The sequence below is a fragment of the Sphingobacterium lactis genome, assembly GCF_051951495.1.
Lineage (GTDB): Bacteria > Bacteroidota > Bacteroidia > Sphingobacteriales > Sphingobacteriaceae > Sphingobacterium > Sphingobacterium lactis_A.
Genome location: NZ_JBNHAS010000005.1, coordinates 97,726 through 114,678 on the forward strand (window position 1 = coordinate 97,726; position 16,953 = coordinate 114,678).

The 16,953-nt window shown below is 39.1% G+C and carries 14 protein-coding genes; 13 read left to right on the forward strand and 1 reads right to left on the reverse strand.

The window, feature by feature from the left end; translation table 11 throughout:
• Positions 1-7 precede the first annotated feature (7 nt).
• The 9 genes from ilvC (at position 8) to ACP6L2_RS15960 (ending at position 9,834) form a co-directional block, all read left to right on the forward strand.
• Positions 8-1,489 carry a ketol-acid reductoisomerase gene (gene ilvC / locus ACP6L2_RS15920; protein WP_440510285.1) on the forward strand — a complete coding sequence of 494 codons (1,482 nt, stop codon included), beginning with the start codon at positions 8-10 and terminating at the stop codon, positions 1,487-1,489.
• A gap of 96 nt (positions 1,490-1,585) precedes the next feature.
• A complete protein-coding gene (gene leuC / locus ACP6L2_RS15925) occupies positions 1,586-2,983 on the forward strand; it encodes a 3-isopropylmalate dehydratase large subunit (RefSeq protein WP_440510286.1) in 1,398 nt (465 codons plus the stop codon).
• Between the two features lie 34 nt (positions 2,984-3,017).
• Positions 3,018-3,299, forward strand: a complete 282-nt coding sequence (locus tag ACP6L2_RS15930; protein WP_440510287.1) for an antibiotic biosynthesis monooxygenase family protein — start codon at positions 3,018-3,020, stop codon at positions 3,297-3,299.
• Positions 3,300-3,333: 34 nt separating this feature from the next.
• Positions 3,334-3,924: a 3-isopropylmalate dehydratase small subunit gene (gene leuD / locus ACP6L2_RS15935; protein WP_440510288.1), complete on the forward strand. Its 591-nt coding sequence runs from the start codon at positions 3,334-3,336 to the stop codon at positions 3,922-3,924.
• A 6-nt stretch (positions 3,925-3,930) separates the two neighbouring features.
• On the forward strand, positions 3,931-5,394 hold the full coding sequence (locus ACP6L2_RS15940; protein ID WP_440510289.1) for an ATP-binding cassette domain-containing protein: 1,464 nt from the start codon (positions 3,931-3,933) through the stop codon (positions 5,392-5,394).
• 3 nt (positions 5,395-5,397) lie between these two features.
• Positions 5,398-6,471 carry a 3-isopropylmalate dehydrogenase gene (gene leuB / locus ACP6L2_RS15945; RefSeq protein WP_440510290.1) on the forward strand — a complete coding sequence of 358 codons (1,074 nt, stop codon included), beginning with the start codon at positions 5,398-5,400 and terminating at the stop codon, positions 6,469-6,471.
• A gap of 33 nt (positions 6,472-6,504) precedes the next feature.
• The gene (locus ACP6L2_RS15950) at positions 6,505-7,665 is read left to right on the forward strand and encodes a 2-isopropylmalate synthase (protein WP_344674957.1); all 1,161 of its coding nucleotides are present in this window, start codon (positions 6,505-6,507) and stop codon (positions 7,663-7,665) included.
• 56 nt (positions 7,666-7,721) lie between these two features.
• Positions 7,722-8,975 (forward strand): threonine ammonia-lyase IlvA, encoded by a 1,254-nt coding sequence (ilvA, locus tag ACP6L2_RS15955; protein ID WP_440510291.1) that lies wholly within the window; start codon positions 7,722-7,724, stop codon positions 8,973-8,975.
• Between the two features lie 337 nt (positions 8,976-9,312).
• On the forward strand, positions 9,313-9,834 hold the full coding sequence (locus ACP6L2_RS15960) for a DUF2911 domain-containing protein (RefSeq protein WP_440510292.1): 522 nt from the start codon (positions 9,313-9,315) through the stop codon (positions 9,832-9,834).
• Between the two features lie 305 nt (positions 9,835-10,139).
• On the opposite strand, the gene ACP6L2_RS15965 is transcribed toward ACP6L2_RS15960, so the two are convergent.
• Positions 10,140-12,533, reverse strand: coding sequence for a prolyl oligopeptidase family serine peptidase (locus tag ACP6L2_RS15965; protein ID WP_440510293.1), 2,394 nt, complete (start codon positions 12,531-12,533; stop codon positions 10,140-10,142).
• A gap of 480 nt (positions 12,534-13,013) precedes the next feature.
• Between ACP6L2_RS15965 and ACP6L2_RS15970 the strand changes: the two genes are divergently transcribed.
• The 4 genes from ACP6L2_RS15970 to nrdF all read left to right on the forward strand — a co-directional run bounded on the left by ACP6L2_RS15970 (position 13,014) and on the right by nrdF (position 16,853).
• Positions 13,014-13,247 carry a glutaredoxin family protein gene (locus ACP6L2_RS15970; RefSeq protein WP_344674961.1) on the forward strand — a complete coding sequence of 78 codons (234 nt, stop codon included), beginning with the start codon at positions 13,014-13,016 and terminating at the stop codon, positions 13,245-13,247.
• A gap of 22 nt (positions 13,248-13,269) precedes the next feature.
• Entirely contained in the window at positions 13,270-13,677 is a 408-nt protein-coding gene (nrdI, locus tag ACP6L2_RS15975) for a class Ib ribonucleoside-diphosphate reductase assembly flavoprotein NrdI (RefSeq protein WP_344674962.1), read from the forward strand.
• Entirely contained in the window at positions 13,637-15,742 is a 2,106-nt protein-coding gene (gene nrdE / locus ACP6L2_RS15980) for a class 1b ribonucleoside-diphosphate reductase subunit alpha (protein WP_344674963.1), read from the forward strand. The genes nrdI and nrdE overlap by 41 nt, the downstream gene beginning before the upstream one ends.
• Positions 15,743-15,866: 124 nt before the next feature.
• A complete protein-coding gene (gene nrdF / locus ACP6L2_RS15985) occupies positions 15,867-16,853 on the forward strand; it encodes a class 1b ribonucleoside-diphosphate reductase subunit beta (protein WP_344674964.1) in 987 nt (328 codons plus the stop codon).
• The last annotated feature ends 100 nt before the right edge of the window (positions 16,854-16,953 follow it).

Consider the following 16,953-nt stretch of genomic DNA (forward strand, 5'->3'; position numbering starts at 1 on the left):
TATAACAATGGCAAATTATTTCAACACATTACCTCTTAGAGAGCAATTAGACCAATTAGGTGTAGCAGAATTTATGAACTCCGCAGAATTTGCTGATGGCGTAGATGCTTTAAAAGGTAAAAAAATCGTAATCGTAGGTTGTGGTGCACAAGGCTTAAACCAAGGTTTGAACTTAAGAGACAGCGGGCTGAATGTATCTTACGCTTTACGTAAAGAAGCTATTGAACAAAAAAGAGATTCTTGGAAAAATGCAACGGACAACAACTTCAACGTAGGCACTTACGAGGAGTTAATTCCAACTGCAGACTTGGTGATCAACTTGACACCTGATAAACAACATACTTCAGTAATCAATGCGGTTATGCCATTGATGAAAGAAGGTGCTACTCTATCCTACTCACATGGTTTCAACATTGTAGAGGAAGGTATGCAAATCCGTCCGGATATTACAGTTATCATGGTAGCTCCAAAATGTCCAGGTTCAGAAGTACGTGCTGAATACTTAAGAGGATTTGGTGTTCCGACCCTTATTGCAGTTCACCCGGAGAATGATCCTCAAGGTAAAGGATGGCCAGAAGCTAAAGCTTATTGTGTTGGAACTGGTGGTCACCGTGCTGGGGTATTGAAATCATCTTTTGTAGCAGAGGTAAAATCTGACTTAATGGGTGAGCAAACTATCCTTTGTGGTTTATTGCAAACGGGTTCTATCTTATCTTTTGACAAGATGGTAGAAAAAGGTATTGATGCAGGATATGCTTCAAAATTAGTTCAATATGGTGTAGAAGTAATCACCGAAGCTTTAAAGCATGGTGGTGTAAGCGGTATGATGGATCGTTTAAGCAATCCAGCTAAAGTGAAAGCTTTTGAATTATCTGAAGAATTGAAAGATATCATGCGTCCATTGTTCCAAAAGCACCAAGATGATATCATGTCAGGACATTTCTCCAAGACAATGATGGAAGACTGGGCAAATGGTGACTCAAACTTATTGAAATGGCGTGCAGAAACTGGTGAAACTGCTTTTGAGAAAACACCAGCAGGTGATGTTAAAATCTCAGAACAAGAGTATTTCGACAACTATGTTTTGATGTCTGCATTTATTCGTGCAGGTGTTGAATTAGCATTCGAGACTATGGTTGAGGCAGGTATTAAACCAGAATCAGCATACTACGAATCACTACACGAAACACCATTGATCGCTAATACAATTGCTCGTAAAAAATTATTTGAAATGAACCGTGTTATTTCGGATACAGCTGAGTACGGATGTTACTTATTCGACCAGGCATGTAAGCCATTATTAGCGGATTTCATGAAAAAGATCGATACTGATGTGGTAGGAAAAAATTACAATGAAGGAAAAGATGCTGCGGTGGACAACGTAAAATTGGTTCAGATTAATGAAAAACTACGTAATCACGAAGTTGAGGTAGTAGGTAGAAAGTTGCGTAAAGCAATGACTGCTATGAAGGCTATCAAAACTGTTTAATTTTTCGTAAATTAGAAGATGATTTCTAGGGTAAAATTATGATTCTCGTAATTTTACCCTTTTGAAATAACAAACCAAGTATCGTAAGAGAGAGAAATGGGAAAAACATTAGTAGAAAAAATTTGGGACGCACATGTCGTCAAGAGTCAAGAAGGGTTTCCAGATATGTTATATATCGACACCCATTTGATTCACGAAGTGACTTCCCCACAAGCCTTTGATGGATTACGCAAGCGTGGATTACCGGTATTCCGCCCACAACAAACCGTAGCCACTGCTGACCACAATGTCCCAACATTGAATCAGCATTTACCAATCAAAGAAGAGCTATCACGCTATCAAGTGGATATGCTAACAAAAAACTGTAAAGAATTTGGCATTGAGCTCTATGGTTTGGGACACCCATACCAAGGGATTGTACATGTCATCGGTCCTGAATTGGGTATTACCCAACCTGGTAAAACCATGGTATGTGGAGATAGCCATACCTCGACTCATGGAGCATTTGGAGCCATTGCCTTCGGTATTGGTACTTCCCAAGTGGAGCAGGTATTTGCTACCCAATGTTTATTGTTGCAGAAACCTAAAACCATGAAGATTGAAGTCAATGGTGAATTAGGTAAAGGCGTTGGTGCAAAGGATATCATCCTTTACATCATTTCCAAGATTTCTGCAGCTGGAGGTACGGGTTATTTTGTAGAGTATGCTGGTTCTGCTATTCGTTCTTTAAGTATGGAAGGTCGTATGACCATCTGTAATATGAGTATTGAAATGGGTGCTCGTGGTGGCTTAATTGCTCCTGATGAGACTACATTTGAATATGTTAAAGGACGCGAATTTGCACCTAAAGGTGAAGAATGGGATAAGGCATTAAGCTATTGGAAAACGTTGTATTCAGATGATGATGCGCAATTTGATGCAGTATTGACATATGATGCAGCTGACATTCAGCCAATGATTACCTATGGTACCAACCCGGGTATGGGTATTGGAATTACTGAGGCAATTCCAACTACAGCATCACAACCGGAGAACGAAAAACCATCTTACCAAAAAGCTTTGGACTACATGGGCTTCCATGATGGAGACCAAGTAATTGGTAAACCAGTAGATTATGTGTTCATCGGAAGTTGTACCAATTCACGTATTGAAGACCTTCGTCAGGTTGCTGAGTTTGTAAAAGGAAAACACAAGGCAGATAATGTAGAAGTATGGATTGTACCAGGTTCTAAACAAGTAGAAGCACAAGCTAAATCGGAAGGTATTGATAAAGTATTTGAAGAGGCGGGCTTTATGTTGCGTGAACCGGGATGTTCAGCTTGTCTTGGTATGAACGAAGATAAGATTCCTGCTGGTAAATACTGTGTATCCACCTCCAATAGAAACTTTGAAGGTAGACAAGGACCAAATGCCCGCACCATGTTGGTAAGTCCTTTGACCGCCGCTGCAGCAGCAGTAACTGGTAAAATAGTGGATGTAAGAGAACTTGTATAAAAGATAAATTACCATTCTTGTTGCTGATATCAATATGATTTTAGAAGTCGCTATCTTACATATCAAATCGGGATTATCTCTTGAATTTGAAAAGGCTTTCGACCAAGCAAAATCTATTATTCAAGCACAAAAAGGTTTTATCGATCTTCAACTGAAAAAGTGTATTGAAGCAGAAGACAAATATATCCTTTTGGTCAATTGGAAAACCATCGAAGACCATACTATTGGATTTAGAACTTCTTTAGCTTATCAAGATTGGAAGACTCTTCTACATCATTTTTATGATCCATTTCCAGTTGTTGAGCATTATCAATAATCTTTAACTCCTACTGTTAACAATAAAAAGTAGCATGAAAAAATTTGAAAAAATAAGCTCTACGGTAGTACCATTACCTATAGAGAACATAGATACCGATCAAATCATTCCAGCACGTTTCTTGAAGGCAACGACGCGTGAAGGATTTGGTGATAACTTATTTCGCGATTGGCGCTTTGACAGTGACAATCAGCCAAAGTCTGACTTCGTAATGAATAACCCAACATTCCATGGAAGAATCTTGGTAGCTGGAAAGAACTTTGGCTGTGGCTCATCACGTGAACACGCTGCTTGGGCGATTCAAGATTATGGTTTTGATGTGGTGATCAGTTCATTCTTCGCGGACATCTTTAAAGGAAATGCATTAAACAATGGGGTATTGCCAATTACAGTTCCTGAGGAATTCTTAGAAAAAATCTTTGAACAGGTTTATGAAGATCCCAATGCAGAAATTCTAGTAGATCTAGAAAAGCAGACTGTTACGATTGCTAAGACTGGAGATTCTTATGAATTTGAGATCAATCCTTACAAGAAATCTTGCTTAATAAATGGTTATGATGATATCGACTTCATCCTAAGCCACAAAGCAGAGATTGAAACTTTTGAACAAAATAGAGCCAACTAAAATAATATGTCGATTCGAGTCCATATCGATCAATTGAACTTAGCATTTGCTGGAAAAAGCATCTTGCAAGATCTTTCATGGACTATCCTACCGGGTGAAAACTACCTATTGGCAGGAAAAAGTGGATCAGGCAAAACATCTTTGGCAAAAATTATTGCTGGACATTTGAAAACTGCTGGACAGGTACATATTCAATATGACCCATCCAGTAGTCTTCCAGCAAAAACCACATACATCTCGAATTGGTATCAATTCACCAACCTAGAAGGAGATCGTAATTTCTATTACCAACAACGTTATAATCGCCATCAAGGTCAAGACACCCTCACTGTCCGTGCAGAGTTAGAACACTTTGCAAAACAGGAAAACCTTGACTTAGGTAATATTCATCAGAAGTTAGTAGACTTTGGTTATGAGGGGGTATTGGACGCGCAATTGATAGAGCTTTCCAGTGGTGAGCATAAGAAATTACAATTGGTCAAGGGACTGTGGTTGAAACCACAATTCTTAATCATTGATGAGCCTTATACTGGCTTAGATAAGCAATCTAGACTTGTATTAAACCAATGGTTGGACGAATTAGCAAATGATGGTGTTCAATTATTGTTAATCAGTAATAATAAGCATTTGCCTAATTGCATTAACCGCTACGCACATATTGTAGATGGTAAGTTAGTGCAGGAAAGCAACCAAGATGACTTGAGCAAAGATGCTGTTCGCGCAAAAAAGAATCTACCAGAATTCCTTAAAGCCATACCTGCAACCGACTATGATACTATGGTGAAGATGAATCAGGTTCGTATTCGTTATGGTGAGAAAGAGGTATTAAAAGGAATTGACTGGGAAGTAAAAGTGGGCGAGAAATGGTTATTGCAAGGGCCAAATGGTTCTGGTAAGTCGACCCTATTGAGTTTGATCAATGGAGATCATCCCCAATCCTATGGATTGGACATTACGCTTTTTGGCAGTAAAAGAGGTTCTGGTGAGAGCATTTGGGACATTAAAGAAAAGATAGGTATGGTATCCCCAGAGATGCATTGGTACTTTGACCAACAAGCGACGGTGTGGCATACTTTAGCATCTGGATTTTACGATAGTATCGGTTGGTTTATCGACGTAAAATTCCATGAAAAGAAACAGATTGAAGAGCTTATGGCATTCTTTGATCTAACAGAGGATAAAGATCAACTTCTTTATACCCTTCCTTTGGGAAAACAACGCTTGGCTATGTTAGCTAGAAGCATTATCAAAAATCCTCCCCTATTGGTGTTGGATGAACCTTGCCAGGGCTTAGATAGCCAACAGGCAGGTTACTTTAATGATGTGGTGGATGAGCTTTGCCAACATGGCAAAACCCTCATTTATGTAGGTCATTATGAAAGTCAATTGCCAAGTTGCATTGACCACAGAATTGAATTATCGCATGGTGAAATAAAAGCCATTGAATATAAAGTAGAAAACGTTTTATAATATATGAAGAAGAACATTCTTATAATTCCTGGAGATGGAATTGGACAAGAAGTGACCACCTGGGGTAAGCAGGTATTAAGCCGTATTGCTGAGAAATACAATCATGAGTTTGTATTTGACGAGGCTATTATGGGGCATACTGCCATTGAGGCAACTGGAAACCCTCTTCCTGATGAAACATTAGAAAAAGCAAAAGCATCCGATGCAATCCTATTTGGTGCTATCGGCCATGCTAAATATGACAACGACCCTTCTGCAAAGGTACGCCCGGAACAAGGTTTGTTGAAAATACGTAAAAAACTGGGCTTATATGCTAATTTACGCCCAATTCTTCTATTTGATGAACTATTAGATGCTTCCAGTCTAAAACCTGAAGTATTAAGAGGAACAGATATTCTTTTCTTCCGCGAGCTAACTGGGGATGTTTATTTCGGTGAGAAAAACCGCAATGAAGACAACACATTTGCTTCCGATTTAATGAACTACCACCGTTACGAGGTAGAGCGTATCACTCGTAAAGCATATGATGCTGCTAGAACCCGTAATAAGAAATTATGTTCTGTAGATAAAGCCAATGTGTTAGAAACCTCAAGACTGTGGCGTGAAGTGGTGCAAGAGATTGCTAAAGAATACCCAGATGTAGAAACAGAACACATGTTCATCGACAATGCCGCGATGCAATTAGTGAAGAATCCAAAGAAATTTGATGTGGTTTTAACCGCTAATCTATTTGGTGATATCCTAACAGATGAGGCTTCTCAAATTGCAGGATCTATGGGCATGTTAGCATCTGCTTCCATTGGTGATGGCACAGGTTTCTTTGAACCTATTCACGGTTCTGCTCATGATATTGCAGGACAAAACAAAGCAAATCCATTAGCATCAATTCTTTCTGCAGCATTAATGTTGGATATAGCCTTTGGCTTACAGGATGAAGCTAAGGAAGTTACCAACGCTGTCGCAGAAACCCTGAAAGCGGGCTGGAGAACAGGCGATATTGTCAATGCGGACACAGCTAGTGATAAAATACTTGGAACCGAAGAAATGGGTGCCAAAGTATTAGAATTCTTAAAGTAAATTAACCAAGGTATAAACATAAAATAGATTGCCATGTTACACGATCCTAATCATTTATACATATTCGATACCACCCTACGCGATGGTGAACAAGTTCCCGGATGTCAATTAACGACTTCTGAGAAGGTAGAAATTGCTAAGGACTTAGAACGTCTAGGCGTAGATATTATTGAGGCTGGCTTTCCTGTATCTAGCCCAGGCGATTTCCAATCGGTTGTGGAGCTTTCTAAAGCTGTAAACGATGTCATGATTTGTGCATTAACCCGTGCAAACAAAAACGATATTGATGTAGCTGCTGAAGCCCTTAAATATGCGAAAAGACCACGTATCCACACTGGAATTGGCTCCTCAGATATGCACATTCAATACAAGTTCAACAGTACACGTGAAGAGATTCTAGAACGTGCTGTTGCAGCTGTAAAACATGCTAAATCTTATGTAGAGGATGTAGAGTTCTATGCTGAAGATGCTGGCCGTGCTGACCTACAATTCTTAGCTAAGATGATCGAAGCGGTAATTGGTGCTGGTGCTACAGTAGTTAATATTCCTGATACCAATGGATACTGTCTTCCCGATCAATACGGTGCTAAAATCAAATACTTGAAAGAAAATGTAAAGAATATTGATCAGGCGATTATTTCTGCACATTGTCATAATGACTTGGGATTAGCAACAGCAAATTCTATTGCAGCCATTCAGAATGGTGCTCGCCAAGTAGAATGTACCATCAATGGTATTGGCGAACGTGCTGGAAACACTTCCTTAGAAGAAGTAGCAATGATTTTAAAAGTCCATAACCAAGCCTTTGGAAATGTAAGCTCCAATATCGACAGCAAAATGTTCACCTACATTTCCCGTAAGGTAAGTGAAATGATGAACATGCCTGTACAGCCAAACAAGGCTATTGTTGGTCGAAATGCTTTTGCACATAGTTCAGGAATCCACCAAGACGGTTTCCTTAAACACCGCGAAAACTACGAGATCATTCGTCCGGAAGATGTAGGCTTGGAAGAAGCAGATATTATCCTAACAGCACGCTCTGGCCGTCATGCCTTAAAACACCACTTAGAGCGCCTAGGTTATCATTTGGATAAGGACAGCTTGGCTGACACCTACCAACGCTTTTTAGTCCTTGCAGATGCTAAAAAAGACATCTGTGACGATGACCTTTTGACCCTAGTTGAAAATAATTAAATTGAAAGGCTGGGTATCCAGCCTTTTTAATCTCTAAAATACTTGAAAAACAACAGATGAGTTTGGACCTATCTACCTTAACCATAGACTCTGTACAAGCGAAAGAGCGCATAAAGGACGTTATCACAAGAACGCCTTTACAATATAACATCCATCTCTCTGAGAAGTATGCTGCGGAGATTTATCTTAAAAGAGAAGATCTTCAAGTCGTGCGTTCTTACAAATTGCGTGGAGCATTCAATAAGATTAGCAGTCTATCGGAGGAAGACCTTTCTAGAGGCGTTGTCTGTGCGAGTGCTGGGAATCACGCTCAAGGAGTAGCTTTATCTTGCAAAAGATTAAACATTAAAGGTGTCATCTTTATGCCTGGTCCTACTCCAAGACAAAAAATCACACAGACAGAAATGTGGGGAAATGGCAACATTGAAATCGTCTTAACCGGCGATACTTTTGATGATTGCCAACGTGCCGCATTGGAATATGCCTCACAGAACAACATGACCTTTATTCCACCATTTGACGACTTGAAGGTCATCGAAGGACAAGGAACTGTCGCTGTTGAAATCCTAGAGGACCTACCAGAGGTTGATGTGGTTTTCATTCCAATTGGTGGAGGAGGATTATCCTCTGGAGTGAGCTATTACCTAAAGAAACATGCTCCCAATGTGAAATGCATTGGTGTTGAACCTGAAGGTGCACCTTCTATGCAAGCTGCACTAGAAGCCGGAGGACCAATAGAATTGGCTCATATCAATAAATTTGTTGATGGTGCTGCCGTAAAGAAAGTGGGCAAATTGAATTATGATATTAGTTCGCAGTTATTGGACAGCGTAAAATCCATTCCTGAAGGAAAGATCTGTACCACGATCTTAGAGCTTTACAACAAAGATGCTGTTGTTGCAGAACCTGCAGGAGCACTTTCCATTGCCGCTCTGGAATTCCATAAAGAGGAGATTAAGGGAAAGAAAGTCGTATGTATTGTTTCCGGTGGAAACAACGATATTGACAGAATGAGTGAGATTAAGGAGATGTCTTTACTATATGAAGGATTCAAACATTATTTCATCGTACGCTTTCCTCAAAGACCAGGTGCATTACGTCTTTTAGTAACCGAAGTACTTGGTCCAAAAGATGATATCACGCGTTTTGAATACATCAAAAAAACAGAAAGAGAAAGAGGTCCAGCGTTAATAGGTATTGAATTAAACAATCCAAATGATTATATTTCATTAATAGAACGCTTAAAAGCTTACAAATTTGACTTCATTGAAGTCAACAAAGACCAAACATTATTTGAATATTTGGTTTAAAAACGCAACTAACCCTCCACAATAAAGTAGATGCAATGGCTGACCAAATGGTCGGCCGTTGCTTTTTATCTGCAACAATTCAAGGCATTCTTTGTTACATTTCAATAAAAAACCTCCCTTTTGTTACACGATTAAATGCTTGCACATCTAAGTACATCCACCATTATTTCCATTGGATTTAACTATAATCGTCAATAAGCTAACTTTTTAAGAAGAACATTGTTCATATCAGAGAGATCTGCCATGGAGAATCTTGAAATGCCTGGCCTTCATTAATTTTTTTATTGGCTATTTCTTATTTTTAGTACGAAACAATATAAACATAATTAAAGAACACATGAAAGCACAACTGATTCTCATTTGCTTTTTACTGATTGGCGGACTAGGCTTCGCACAAGAAAAAGCACCAGCCCAAAAGGCAAGTCCACCGGACAGCAGCAAAGTAACCACCACCGATGGGGTAACCATCGAAATCAAATATTCTAGCCCTGCATTAAAAGGTCGCCAAATTGGTATTGACGTCGCACAAGTAGGCCAAAGATGGCGTACTGGTGCTAATGAAACAACAACCATCTCCTTTGATAAAAATGTAACCATCAATGGTGAAAACCTAATGGCTGGAAAATACGGTCTTCATACCATCCCCGGAGAAAATCAAACAGTCATTATCTTCAATAAAACCTGGAAACAGTGGGGAACAAAATATGAAGAAAAAGATGATGCTCTACGCTTTATCGTAGACAACGAAACTCGCACTACCTCCCAAGAACGCCTCAAAATAACCGCTGATAAATCCGGAAAGATTCAAATCGTCTGGGGGACCTACGGCTTAAGCATGATGGTGAAAGCGGCGAAATAGAGATGAGACCGCTGTGCTATTAGATTTGAGACCGCTTTGCTGGTAGATGTTAGACTTTTAACCTATCTAACATCCCTTCTCTATCTAATAACAAGAATTTAGAACAGACAATACCAATAAAAGAAGCGATAGATGTTAACATCTATCGCTTCTTTATTTGATTAAGAACGCTTTCTCAGATTTTACTGATTAGACCTTCGCTATCCTGAGATTAAAAATCAAATTATAAACAATCAATATATCCCACTATACCCTTATCTAACAGCGAAGCGGTCTCATATCTCATGTCTAACAGCGCAGCGGTCTTATTTCAAATACTTCTCTAAGAACTGATCTTGTTCCCAAAGTACATGGAAAATATTTTCTTTAGCGGCATAACCGTGTGATTCACGAGGTAAGATGACCATCCTAGCTGTTCCGCCAAGGTTCTTCAATGCTTGGAAATAACGCTCTGTTTGTAGGGTAAAAGTCCCTGGATTGTTATCCGCAGCACCATGTATCAATAAGATTGGCGTTTTAACACGATTCGCACTCATGAATGGAGACATTGTCATGTACAATTGTGGATCATCCCAGAAATTACGTTGTTCGGATTGGAAACCAAACGGAGTTAATGTTCTGTTATAAGCACCAGAACGAGCAATACCCGCTGCAAACAAATCGGAATTAGCCAATAAGTGAGCCGTCATAAATGCACCATAAGAGTGTCCTCCTACTGCAACTTTCTTACGATCTATATAACCCAATTGGTCTACCGCATCAATTGCAGCTTCTGCATTGGCTACAAGCTGTGGAATAAAGGTATCATTAGGCTCCTGCGTGCCCTCTCCTACGATTGGGAATGCCGCATTATCCAAAACCGCGTATCCTCGAGTTACCCAATAGATAAATGAACCATAACTTGGGAATGTAAATTCTTTCGGATTTGCTGTACTCTGTCCTGCTGTAGATTTATCCTTATACTCACGTGGATAAGCCCAAATTAACAAAGGTAATTTCTCTTTCTTTGTCTTGTCGTATCCAGCTGGCAAATATAAAGTTCCAGATAGTTCAACACCGTCCTTACGTTTATAATTCAAAACCTCCTTATGGACTTTATCCAAAGAAGAGAAAGGGTTTTCAATCTGCGTAACGGCCTTTTGCTTTCCAGATTTAATGTTCTTGGTATAGTAATTCGGGAACTGAGTAGCTGACTGAAGAGAAACTAAAATATCTCCCTTTTCTATATCCACAATCGAGCTTATACGCTCTTGCATGTCAGATTCCTTTGCCGTATATAGACGTTTCTTCTTTCCTGTTTTAAAGTCGTACTCCTCAATAAATGGAAACTCACCTTCCTTAGTAAATCCCGATCCTACCCAATAACTTTTACCATTTTTGATATACATATTGTAAGTTCCAAATTCATTCTTATCGCGGTATGGAGATCCCGGATCAGAATAAATATCCTGGTTATTTCGATCATAGATCACTTTATTTGCACCAGTAGTAGGATTTAACAAATAGGTTTTGCTGTTACGGGTATCATACCATTGGCTATTTACCAATGCATATTCATCATTCCCCCAATTCACACCAGCATAGCGATCCTTAATTTTCATAAGTGATTTAGGTGCTGCTTGGAATGGTGCCTCCCAAACGAACAACTCATCTCTGTATTCAGCAGGTTTATTGGCATCTCCACCATCTAATGCTTCCACAAAAGTCAGTGTAGCAGCTTTATCAGAGCGCCAGTTCATCGAGCGTTTTCCAGGTCTAGTTGATGAGAAGCCTTTTGGCATAATTTCCATTAGTGGAGTCTCATTTACTTTCTTCACTAGATTTCCTTGAAGGTCATAAACATTCACCTCTTGCGGGAAACTATTGAAAGGAACCACATACGAGAATGGCTTTTTCAAGGTGCTGATCATCACATATTGACCATCCGGAGAAAAGGAAGAATTCAAGTACATATCTTCATCCTTGAACTTGGTAATCTTTCCATTTAAATCTACCCAAGCTAAGGAGGAAGTCACCAATTCTTGGAACTGCTCTTCATCAGCAGGAGTCTTCAATAAATCCTGATAGGTCCGTAACTGTGAGATCTGACCATCAGAACTTGAAATAATTGGCCCCTTAGGTAAATCTTCCGAATCCATTCTAACCTTGGTTGATCCTCTAAAGCTTACTAATAGACGATCGGATGTTTTATACCAAGTAAAAGGTGAATGAAGCACAGCATTCAAATTCTCTTGTATTACTCTCGTCAATTGTTTAGTTGTAACATCAAAAACATACAGTTCAACACCATAATTTTTGGTGTTTGTAAATGCTATTTTCTTAGAATCTGGTGAAAACTCAATATTGGAGATCAAAGCTTCTACGGGCAAATTGATCTTAAATGTTTCTTTACCATCAACGGATTGTATGCTTAACCCATCATAATAGGTTTCCGTACTGGAGATACCTGCTAGGGAATTAATTCGCAAGCCTGCTAGTTTGGTTTCTTCCACCCCTAATTCCGATAAGGTTTTATAAGTAGGTCTATATTGAAACAAAACCCATTTCTTATCCGGGCTGATACGGATGACAGGAGGTCTTTGAAAATCGGCAAGTTTCAAAATCTCCGCTGGCGGTTTTTGAAATGTCAGGTTTTCTTGAGCTTGGCCTGGCCTAAGCGTACAAAGAAATAAAAAGGGAATTAAAAATTTATACTTCATAATCAATTGCTTGTTCTCTCGGTATGGAATATCCTCAAGTAGGAGGATTTTTACTGTTAACTGGGCTGTTTTTACAAAACGCCTATGTTTGGCAATCCCAAATTTAACAATTTATTCATGGAAAAAATGAATAGCTTTATATATAACTAATTTGTTATAAATTAGCAAAAATTATAGCCTAATTTGACAATAAAAAGAGGATCAAATTGCTTGTCAATAAAGCGCTACAGAAGCGTAATTTAAAGTTATCCACATAGGCAGATTACTGAAAACGAATAGCTTAGCAATTAATCACCCTAACCAAGCGTGTTTTAACCAACTAATCCACATCAATGTGGAAAAGTATCATTACCTGCTCCACCGAAAAATGTGAGATATTTGTTCAACATGAGTGAAACACCCACTCATTTCAATCGTTTTTTTATTTAACAAAGAACCAAGGCTTAAAACAGCTCAACTTCTTTCTCAACTTAATATAACATGGCAAGAATCATTAAATTCGAAAAAAATGACTGTGCACCATGCGCACAGGTATCGGCTTACCTAGACAATAAGGGTATTGCCTACGAAACTATTAATCCTTTTGATGAGCCGGAATTAGCCGTTAAGTTTAAAGTTCGTACCGTGCCTACTGTCATCGTTGTTGACAACGATGAAATCAAAAATCGGATCATTGGGTTTAAACCTGAGGAATTAGATCAAATTGCATTGTAAAACTGCACTAAAACCGAAGACCATGATCAATTTATATTACGATTCTCGAACAGGTAATGTTGACCGCTTTATCACTAAAGTGACTCAAGTTACCGGATGGACTGCCATCCGCATTCAAGAAGACATGGAAATCACCGAGCCTGGACATCTCATCACTTATACCACCAACTTTGGTAAAGTGCCAGAGAAAACAGCTCAATTCTTAACCATGCAAAGTCACCTGATTCATTCAGTGACCTCGAGTGGAAACCGCAATTGGGGAAGAAACTACGCGGTAGCAGCGGATAAAATCACGGAAGAATTTGAAATACCAACGGCCATGAAATTTGAACTTTCAGGCACTTTGGAAGACATCAATCAATTTATTGACATCATTAAAAACCAGTACTATGATAGCAAACGAGGTAGCGAAAAATTGGATATTGCTTAACAACGAAATCATGATCAAACATGATGACGAGTACAGCCTACATAAGGACAAAGAGGCTGTGCGCGCCTATTTCTTGGAATATGTGAACAAGAACACCGTGTTCTTCTACACATTGAAAGAGAAAATCGATTATTTGATCGAAAACAACTATTACATTGATTTCTACCAATGGTTCACTTTTGAGCAAATGGAAGAGGTATACAACTTTGTATTCTCTAAAAAATTCCGTTTCCAATCGTTTATGGCTGCATTTAAATTCTTCCAGAGTTACGCTTTACGTGATGACTCCGGCGAGAAGTTCTTAGAGCGCTATGAGGACCGCGTTGTTGCTGTATCCCTATTCTTAGCTCGTGAAGAAGGTGTAGAAAAAGCTATCGAATATGCCGAAATCATGATCTCTCAGGAATACCAACCTGCTACTCCTACGTTTTTGAATGCTGGTAAAAAACGCTCTGGAGAATTAGTTTCCTGTTTCTTAGATGAAATCGGTGATAACCTGAACGGTATTGGTTATGCGGTTGATTCTGCTATGAAACTTTCATCTATCGGTGGTGGTGTATCTTTCAACATCTCGAAAATCCGTGCTCGTGGTGAAGCAATCAAAGGTGTCGATGGTCGTGCTGGTGGGGTATTGCCTATCATGAAGATCATGGAAGATACTTTCTCTTATGCTAACCAATTGGGTCAACGCCCAGGTGCGGGTGCTGTATATTTAAACATCTTCCACTCAGACATCGAAGAATTCTTAGACTGTAAGAAAATCAACGTGGATGAGAAAGTGCGTATCAAATCCCTTTCTATTGGTATCATCGTACCTGATAAATTCATGGAATTGGCTGAAAAAGACGAACCATGCTATTTAATCTACCCACATACCGTAATGCAAGAGTATGGTAAATACTTGGATGAAATGGATATGGATGTGATGTATGATGAATTAATCACCAACCCGAACGTTAAAAAGAAAAAAATCAATGCCCGTCACCTATTGGTGAAAATTGCTCAAACGCAAAAAGAATCGGGATATCCATACATCTTCTTCAAGGAGAACACCAACCGTGCGCATGCATTAAATGGTCTAGGTCGTGTGAAATTCTCGAACCTATGTACAGAGATCATGCAGATCTCCGAAGTATCAGACATCAACATCTACGGTAAAGAAGATACTATCCGTTACGGAATCTCTTGTAACTTGGGATCTTTAAACATTGCTACGGTGATGGACAACAAGCGTGTCAAAGAAGCTGTAAAAACTGCTATGCGTGCATTAACAGTAGTTACTGACGTAACGGACATCGAAATGGTTCCTTCCATTGCTAAAGCTAACCGCGAATTACACTCGGTGGGTCTTGGTGCTATGAACTTACACGGTTACCTAGCGAAGAGCTTTATCATGTATGAATCAACTGAAGCATTGGATTTCGCCAATACCTTCTTCATGATGATGAACTATTACTCCCTAGAGGCATCTATGGAGATCGCAAAAGAACGCCAGCGTACTTTCGTAGGATTCGAAAAATCAGCTTATGCAGATGGCACTTATTTCGATAAATACTTAGAGCGTGAGTATGCGCCTAAAACAGATAAAGTAAAAGAATTATTCGGTGATATTTATATCCCTACAAGTGCAGATTGGGCTAATCTTAAAGCGCAGGTAGCAGAACATGGAATTTACCACGCTTACCGTATGGCGATTGCTCCTAACCAATCCACTTCTTATATCATGAATGCTACTGCATCAGTGATGCCAATCGTGGATATCATCGAAGTAAGAGAGTATGGAGATAGTACAACCTACTACCCTATGCCTTACTTGACAAACGATAATTACTTCTACTTCAAGTCGGCTTACGACATGGATCAAATGAAAGTGTTGAAATTGATATCGGTTATCCAACGTCACATTGACCAAGGGGTATCTACTATTCTTCACACCAATTCCAAAGATTCTACACGTGATCTAGCGAAGTACTATATCTACGCGCATAAATTAGGATTGAAGTCATTGTACTATACCCGTACGCGTAAATCGACAATTGAAGAATGTATCTCCTGTTCGGCATAAGCCTAAGAACCTAAATACAGGATATACCTAAAGAAAAAAATATATAAAAATTAAAGGAGCTGAATTGGGGCATGATTGAATACCTTCCAATTCAGCTCTCTTTACCAAAAGACACTTAAAACTCATGAGTAAATTATTTACAGCCGTAAACTGGAATACACCAGACAATGATTATGCGCTGATGTTCTGGGAACAAAATATCCGCCAATTCTGGATCGATACAGAATATATCCCTTCAAAAGACATTGACAGCTGGAAAGGCCTTAGTTGGGACATGAAAGAATGCTATAAAAAAGCTTTAGGTGGACTTACCTTATTGGATACCCTACAAAGCCATACCGGCATGCCTAAGATCATCGACCATATCGACTCTTTGCAAAACAAAGCCGTATTGTCGTACATGTGTATGATGGAGGCTATCCACGCGAAGTCTTATTCCACCATCTTCACGACTGTATCTACTACCAATGAGATTAATGACGTATTCGGATGGGTGTCACAAAACAAATTCTTACAATATAAGGCCGCAACAATCGATACGCATTACCGTGCTATCGATAAGGAAAATGTGTCTGATGAAGAATTATTCATGGCACTTGCAGCTTCCGTATTGTTAGAATCATTCCTTTTCTATTCTGGATTCTTCCTGCCATTATGGTTATGTGGACAGGGACAAATGGTTGCATCTGCTGATATCATCAAAAAGATCATCGCCGATGAATCTATTCACGGTGTATTCGTAGGTTTAATTGGTCAAGAGGTATTTGCTCGTCTTAAAAATAAAGAAGAAGTGAAGCAACGTTTCTTGAACCTGTTAAATGACTTGTACGAGAATGAAATCAAATACACTGAAGAATTGTACACCGTAGTAGGATTAACGGCTGAGGTTAAAGAATACGTGCGTTATAACGGAAACAAAGCCTTGATGAACTTAGGCTTTGAACCGATCTTTGAAGTGAAGCAAGTCAATCCAATTGTATTAAACGGATTGAATACAGAAACTACGCAACATGACTTCTTCTCGAAAAAATCAACCAACTATGAAAAGGCAACTGAAATCGTGCATCTAATGAACGAAGATTTCAATATGGATGCCGTAGTGGATATTTAATAAAAAACTCTTTGTTAATTAAAAGCCTGCTAGTGAACATTTCTAGCGGGCTTTTTCTTTTTGCTTCGCCGTAAAAAAGGGGATGCCCAAATCAGACATC